This is a genomic window from Meiothermus granaticius NBRC 107808 (genome assembly GCF_003574355.1).
GTDB classification, from domain to species: Bacteria; Deinococcota; Deinococci; order Deinococcales; family Thermaceae; genus Meiothermus; species Meiothermus granaticius.
Window position 1 is genome coordinate 1 of sequence record NZ_QWLB01000077.1, and the last position, 6,173, is coordinate 6,173.

General features: G+C 67.0%; 6 protein-coding genes. All 6 read left to right on the plus strand.

Annotated elements, in window-relative coordinates; genetic code table 11:
* The coding region (locus tag Mgrana_RS16305) for a phytoene desaturase family protein (protein WP_147371319.1) at positions 1 to 816 on the plus strand (816 nt) is incomplete at its 5' end.
* Between the two features lie 4 nt (positions 817 to 820).
* Positions 821 to 1,981 (plus strand): lycopene cyclase family protein, encoded by a 1,161-nt coding sequence (locus Mgrana_RS16310; protein ID WP_119358637.1) that lies wholly within the window; start codon positions 821 to 823, stop codon positions 1,979 to 1,981.
* A gap of 50 nt (positions 1,982 to 2,031) precedes the next feature.
* Positions 2,032 to 3,168, plus strand: a complete 1,137-nt coding sequence (locus tag Mgrana_RS16315) for a carotenoid biosynthesis protein (protein ID WP_240631414.1) — start codon at positions 2,032 to 2,034, stop codon at positions 3,166 to 3,168.
* Positions 3,165 to 3,836, plus strand: coding sequence for a lysophospholipid acyltransferase family protein (locus Mgrana_RS16320; RefSeq protein ID WP_119358638.1), 672 nt, complete (start codon positions 3,165 to 3,167; stop codon positions 3,834 to 3,836). The genes Mgrana_RS16315 and Mgrana_RS16320 overlap by 4 nt, the downstream gene beginning before the upstream one ends.
* Complete coding sequence (locus Mgrana_RS16325) at positions 3,833 to 4,906, plus strand: glycosyltransferase family 2 protein (protein ID WP_240631415.1); 1,074 nt, start codon at positions 3,833 to 3,835, stop codon at positions 4,904 to 4,906. Before Mgrana_RS16320 ends, Mgrana_RS16325 begins: the two co-directional genes overlap by 4 nt.
* On the plus strand, positions 4,903 to 6,173 hold a 1,271-nt coding region (locus tag Mgrana_RS16330; protein WP_119358639.1), incomplete at its 3' end, for a phytoene desaturase family protein. The genes Mgrana_RS16325 and Mgrana_RS16330, both read left to right, overlap by 4 nt.

The following is a 6,173-nucleotide window of genomic DNA, read 5'->3' on the forward strand; positions in this document are numbered from 1 at the left end:
GCCATGGGGGGCAGGGTTCACCTGCGTGCACCGGTCGGGAAGATTCGGCTCGAGGCCAACCGGGCGGTGGGCCTGGAACTCGAGGACGGCTCCGCGGTCACCGCTCGGGCGGTTTTGGCAGGCTCCCACATCCAAAAAACCCTGGCGATGCTGCCGGAGGGGGCCGTCCCCGAGGTAGCCCGGGGGGTGCGGGTGGGCAACGGGTTTGGGATGGTGTTGCGCTTGGGGCTGTCTGAGCGGCTGCGCTACCAGACCCACCCAGGGGATGAGGCCAGAACAGGGCTGGGATTGCTCATCCGGGGGGAGCAGCAGCTCAACCGGGCTTACGGGGAGTACTTGGCCGGGGAGCCCACCCACGACCCCCCGCTCATCGCCATGAGCTTCAGCGCGGTGGATCCTAGCCTGGCCCCGCCGGGCGGGGAGACCCTGTGGCTGTGGGCGCAGTACTACCCCTACACCTTGGCCCAGGGGACTTGGGAAACTCGAGCTGCGGAGGCCAGGGAAGGCATTCTGCGCAGCTTCGAGCGCTATGACCCGGAGATTCGCCGAAAGATCGTGGCTGAACTGGTGCAAACCCCACTCTGGCTCGAGCAGGAGTTTGCCATGCCGGCGGGGAACGTGATGCACCTGGAGATGAGTCTGGACCAGATGTTTATGCTGCGCCCCTGGTTGGGGGCTCACGGGTACAAGTTTCCGGGGATCCGGGGGCTCTACCTGACTGGGGCCAGCACCCATCCGGGGGGGGGGATTATGGGGGCCAGCGGAAGGAACGCGGCTCGGGTAGTGCTCAAGGAGCTGAGCCGGAACCGGATCTAACCTCATGCCCGACTACGACCTCATCATTGCCGGAGCAGGGGCCGCAGGGCTCAGCCTGGCCTACCACCTGGTGGGCGGTGGGCTCGCTGAGCGGTCTATCCTGCTGCTTGACCGGGCGCCCAAAATCGCGAATGACCGCACCTGGTGCTTTTGGGAGCAGGGCCCAGGCCCCTTTGAGGCCTTGGTGTTTCGCCGCTGGGAGCAGGTGTGGTTTCACGGGGCGGGCGGCTCGAGGCGGCTGGAGCTCGCCCCCTACACCTACAAGATGCTGCGGGGGATTGACTTTTACCGCTTCATGAGCGACTGGGTAGCCCGACAGCCCAACCTCACCGTTCGCTACGGCGAAATCACCCACATTGAGGAGGCCGATGGGGGGGGCCGGGTTTGGTTGGACGGCAAGCCCCTGGAGGCCCGGTGGGTGTTTAGCAGCCTGTATCAGCCCCCACCCCGGCGCCCGGGTCGGCAGTACCTGCTCCAGCACTTCAAAGGCTGGAGGCTCGAGACCCCCCACCCGGCTTTTGACCCAGAGGCCGCGACCTTCATGGATTTCCGCACCCCCCAAAACGGGGAGACCCGGTTTGTTTACGTGCTGCCCTTGGACCCACGGCAGGCCTTGGTCGAGTACACGGTATTTTCGGCGGAATGCTTGCGCCCTGAGGCCTACGATGCCGGCCTGGAACAATACCTCAGCCAGCATCTGGGGCTGGAGCCGGGGGGATATACCCGGCTCGAGCAGGAGTTTGGGGTCATCCCCATGACCGACCTTCCCCTGCCCGTCCGCCAAAGCCCCCATGTGCTGCGCATCGGCACCGCAGGGGGGCGGACCAAGCCCTCCACGGGATATACCTTCCAACGCATTCAGGAGCAATCGCGGCGGATCGCCGAGAGCCTGTACAAGACGGGTCAGCCCTTTTACCGCCAGCCTAAGGTGAACCGGTATGCCCTGTTCGATAGCGTGCTGCTCGAGGTGCTGTCCAGCCAACGCGAGCTGGGGGAGCGGGTTTTTGCCGACCTGTTCAGTAAAAACCCCCCTGCACGGGTGTTGCGCTTTCTGGACGAGGCCAGCTCGCTGGCCGAGGACTGGGCCATCCTGAACAGCGTGAACCGCTCAGCGTTTGCCCGGGGGGCGCTCGAGGTGCTGCGCCACCGCTTGTTTGGCCGCTAAACTCCTTGCAGATCGCAAATTGCCCCGCCGCTTCAGGGTAGGCTAGGGGCATGGGGTACGCCGGATTGAGCCTGGGGGTGTTGCTGGTTTCTGCGCTGCTGACGCTGGGGTGGCCCCGGCGGAGCGGTGGGTCTGGTTCGCCCTTCCTGCGCTTGCTGGGCGCCCTGCTGGGGATGGGCCTGGCCCTGCTGGGGGCGGGGCTTTTGGTAACCGGCCAGAGCCCGCCTCTGGCCCTGGGCCTGGCCCTGCTGGGGCCGGGCCTGGCCTTGCTGGCCGCCCTGGGCGGGGATCGGCTTTGGATGGGGCGGTTTCCCATCGCTGGGGGGGTGCTGGTCTCGGCGGGACTGGGTTTCGCTGGGGCGTTGGCTTTGGGGCTCCCGGCCGCGCTGGGGCCGCTGCTTCTGGCGGCCACATTCGGGGCCCAGGTGGGCTGGTTGGGACGTGACCCGGAGGTCAGGGCTCGGCTACAGGCCCTCTCGGTTCGTCTCGAGCCCTGGATGGTGTTGCTGGCTTTGGCGGTGTTGGTGCGCATCCCGGTACCATTGTGGCCCCAGGGGTTCCCGCTGCTCGGGCTGATCCAGATGGTCCTGCTCACCCTGGCCGCGTTGGAGTGGGGCTGGAGGCGAATCGGGCCGAGGATTCTGCTGCTGGCGGCCACCGCCTTTGGCCTGGGGCTCGGTCTGGAGGTGATGGGGAGCCGGACCGGGTTCCCCTTTGGGAGCTACAGCTATGCCGGGGCCCCACCCCCGCTGCTTTGGGGGGTGCCGTTGGTGGTGCCGCTGGGTTGGTTTGCCCTGGTGTTCTCGGCGCACCTCCTGGCCAACGGACGACCCTGGTACACGGGCTTGCTGGTGCTGGCCTGGGATGCCGGCCTCGAGGCCCTGATGACCACTAAGGGCTACTGGGCCTGGCATGACCCCCACCCGCTTTGGTATGGGGCTCCGCTCTCCAACTACCTGGCCTGGTTTGGGGTGGGTAGCCTGTTCTCGCTGCTGTTTTCCTGGCTGGCTCCCGGTTTGGGCCAGGGGGGGATGGCCTGGGCCTATCGCCTCGAGGCCCTGTTCCTTCCGGCGGGGTTGTTGTTGTTTGGGTTGTGGCCGGCGGCGGTGGTCTGCGCTTTGGGCATGAACCTCCTGGCCTGGCCCTGGAAACGGCGGGTTCGGCGTGGGCCGCAGATGGCAACATGAGACCTCCGCGCTACCAACTGCTGTATGGGCTGTTTCGCTGGCTGTTTCGCCGCACGGTGCGGGGCGGGCTGCGGGGGGTGTGGTTGCGCGGAACGTTGCCGCAGGGGGGTGCCGTGTTGGCGGCCAACCACCACTCTTGGTGGGATGCGTATGTGTTGCCGGTGCTGTTGTTTGGCCAGCCCCAGGGGTTTGGGGTGGTGATGGGGGAGGCGCGGTTGTCTGAGTTCGGGTTTTTTCGAGAGCTGGGGGGGGTTTCGGCCTCGAGGCCCCGCCTGGCGCTGGCCGCGTTGAGGAGGGGGGAGACCCTGCTGATATTTCCGGAGGGGGAGCTCCGATCCCCTGGAGGGCTGGGGCCCCTAAACGAGGGAGCCGCCTGGTTGGCCCGAAAAGCCGGAGTCCCCCTGGTGCCGGTGGCCATCCGGGTGGTGTTGCGGGGCCAGGAGTTTCCCGAGGCTTACCTCGAGGTGGGTCCGCCCCTCCCCCCGGAGACCGAACGGCTGAGCCAGGCCCTCCAGGAGATGCTGGCCGACCTGGACCGCGCGCTGCGCACCGCTCCCGCCGAGGAACCTCTGCCGGGGTTTCGACCGGTGCTCAAGGGCCGCCTCAGCACCCACGAGCGGATGGCCGGGTGGGGGGCTGCCCTTCGGCGGCTGATGGGGGTGCGGTGAGTCTGCTGGGGTATGGGATGGTGGCCTGGTTGGGGTTCAAACTGGCCAACCTGTTGATCAACCTGCTGGGGTTTCCGGTGCTGAGGGAGTCCAGGGAGGCTCCTGCGCGGGGGGTTTCCCTGCTCATCCCGGCGCGCAATGAAGCCCACAACCTCGAGCAGACCCTAAAGGGGTTTCTGGCGCAGGAAGTGGACGAGATCTTGGTGCTCGACGACGGCTCGAGCGACGCCACCCCCCAGGTGGTAGCGCGTGCGGCCCTGCAGGACCCTCGGCTGCGCCTGATCTCCGGGGCCCCCAAACCGGAGGGCTGGATGGGCAAGACCTGGGCCTGCCAGCAGCTGGCCGAAGCCGCCCGAGGAGACCTGCTCATCTTCACCGACGCCGACGTGCGCTGGAAGGCCGGGGGGGTGCGGGCCTTGGTGGGGGCCATGACCCGCGAACGGGCTGATTTGTTCTCGATATACCCGCGCCAGATCACCCCCACCCTGCCTGAGCGGGTGCTGTTACCCCTGATTGATGACGTGCTCATGGGCTATCTGCCCTACCCACTGCTCAAAACCCCGTTCCCCTCAGCCGCCGCAGCCAATGGGCAGGTGATGGCCTTTCGGCGGGAGGCCTACTGGGCCTGTGGGGGACACGCCGGGGTGCGGGGGGAGGTGCTCGAGGACGTGCGCTTGGCGCAGCGGCTCAAAGCCTCTGGAGGACGGTTGCGGCTGGCCCTGGGCGATGACCTGATTGGGGTGCGGATGTACCGCACCTACGCGGAGATCATAGAGGGGCTGGGCAAAAACCTCATTGAGTTTCATGGGAAAAGCCGGGTAGGGTTGGCGCTCTCGTATGCCCTGCACCTCCTGGGCTACACCCTGTGCTGGCCTTTGGCCCTGCTTAACCCGCTCTGGTTGGCAGTGGGGGGGATGGGCTTGCTGGAGCGGTTCCTGCTCGGCCTGAAGACCGGACGCCCAGGGTGGGAGGTGGTCTTGATGCCCCTGGCCCCGATCCTCTCCACGCCGATCTACCTGCACGCTTGGCAGCGGAACTATGTTTGGAAAGGGCGGGTGTACAGCCGATGAGGGCGGTGGTGATCGGGGCGGGGTTTGCCGGTCTGGCCGCGGCTCTGCGGCTGCGAAAAGCTGGGCTTGAGACGGTGGTGCTCGAGAAGCAGCCTGCTCCCGGCGGAAAGGCGATCGGTTGGGAGGGGGTTCCCACCGGGCCTACCGTCCTAACCCTTCCCGAGGTGATCCGAGAGATTTTCGCTGCGTTTGGGGCCACCGCCCCGGCCCTGTATGCGGTTTCACCCCTGAGCCGCTACCGCTGGCCGGATGGTCGGGAGTTTGCGCCGGAGCTGGACCTGGAAGCCACCCTCAGCCAACTTTCCTCGCAGGAAGCCCAGAGCTACCGGCGGCTGCTGGAGGAGGCCCGCAGGCTCTATGAGGGGGCCAGCCCCACCTTCATATTCTCCGATCCACCCACTCTGCCGGCCTTGACCCGCTACGGCCTCGGTGCGGGCCTCCGGGCCCATCCGCTCATGGGCTTGCCCCGCCTGGTCGAGTCGGGGCCTCACCTGACCCCCTTCTTTCTGCGCTTTGCCACCTATCTGGGCGCTAATCCCTACAAGGCTCCGGCGGTGCTGCACAACATCGCTTGGGTGGAGCTGGGGCTGGGGGTATACGCCCTCGAGGGGGGGATGCGGGCTCTGGCGGATGCGCTGTATGGGCTGGCCAAGGCCCAGGGGGTGGAGTTCTCCTTCGGCACCGAGGTGGTGGGGCTCGAGACCGCCCAGGACCCCGGCGGTCGGCCTCGGGTGCGGGAGGTGCGGACAGCGGCCGGGGGGTATGAGGCCGAATGGGTGGTCTCGGCCGCCGATCGGCATTTCACCTTGGCCTGGCTGAAAAAGCCCCTCCCCACCTATGAGCTTGGGGTGTCGGGTTTTGCCGTATTGATGCGGCTCTCTGAGCGACAACCGCTGGGGCATTGGCTTTATTTCTCGCCCGATTATGCCGGGGAGTGGCGGGAGCTGGCCTCCGGGCGGCTGGCCTCCGACCCCACCCTGTACCTGCATACCGATGGCGAGGCCGCGTTCTTGTTGGTCAACGCGCCAAGCCTACAGGTTATGAGGAGCGAAACCCTGAGGGCCAAGGGCCAGAACTATGCCCGCCTGCTGATGCGCAAGCTGCGCAGGCTACACCCCCTGCCCATCGCCGAGTGGAGGGTCATGAGCCCCCTCGAGTACACCGCGACGTCCTACCAGGGGGCGCTCTATGGGCGTGCCCCTCATGGCTTGTGGGGATCCTTGCGCCCGGGGTGGTCGGTGGGCGGGTGGGCGAATCTGGCTCAGGT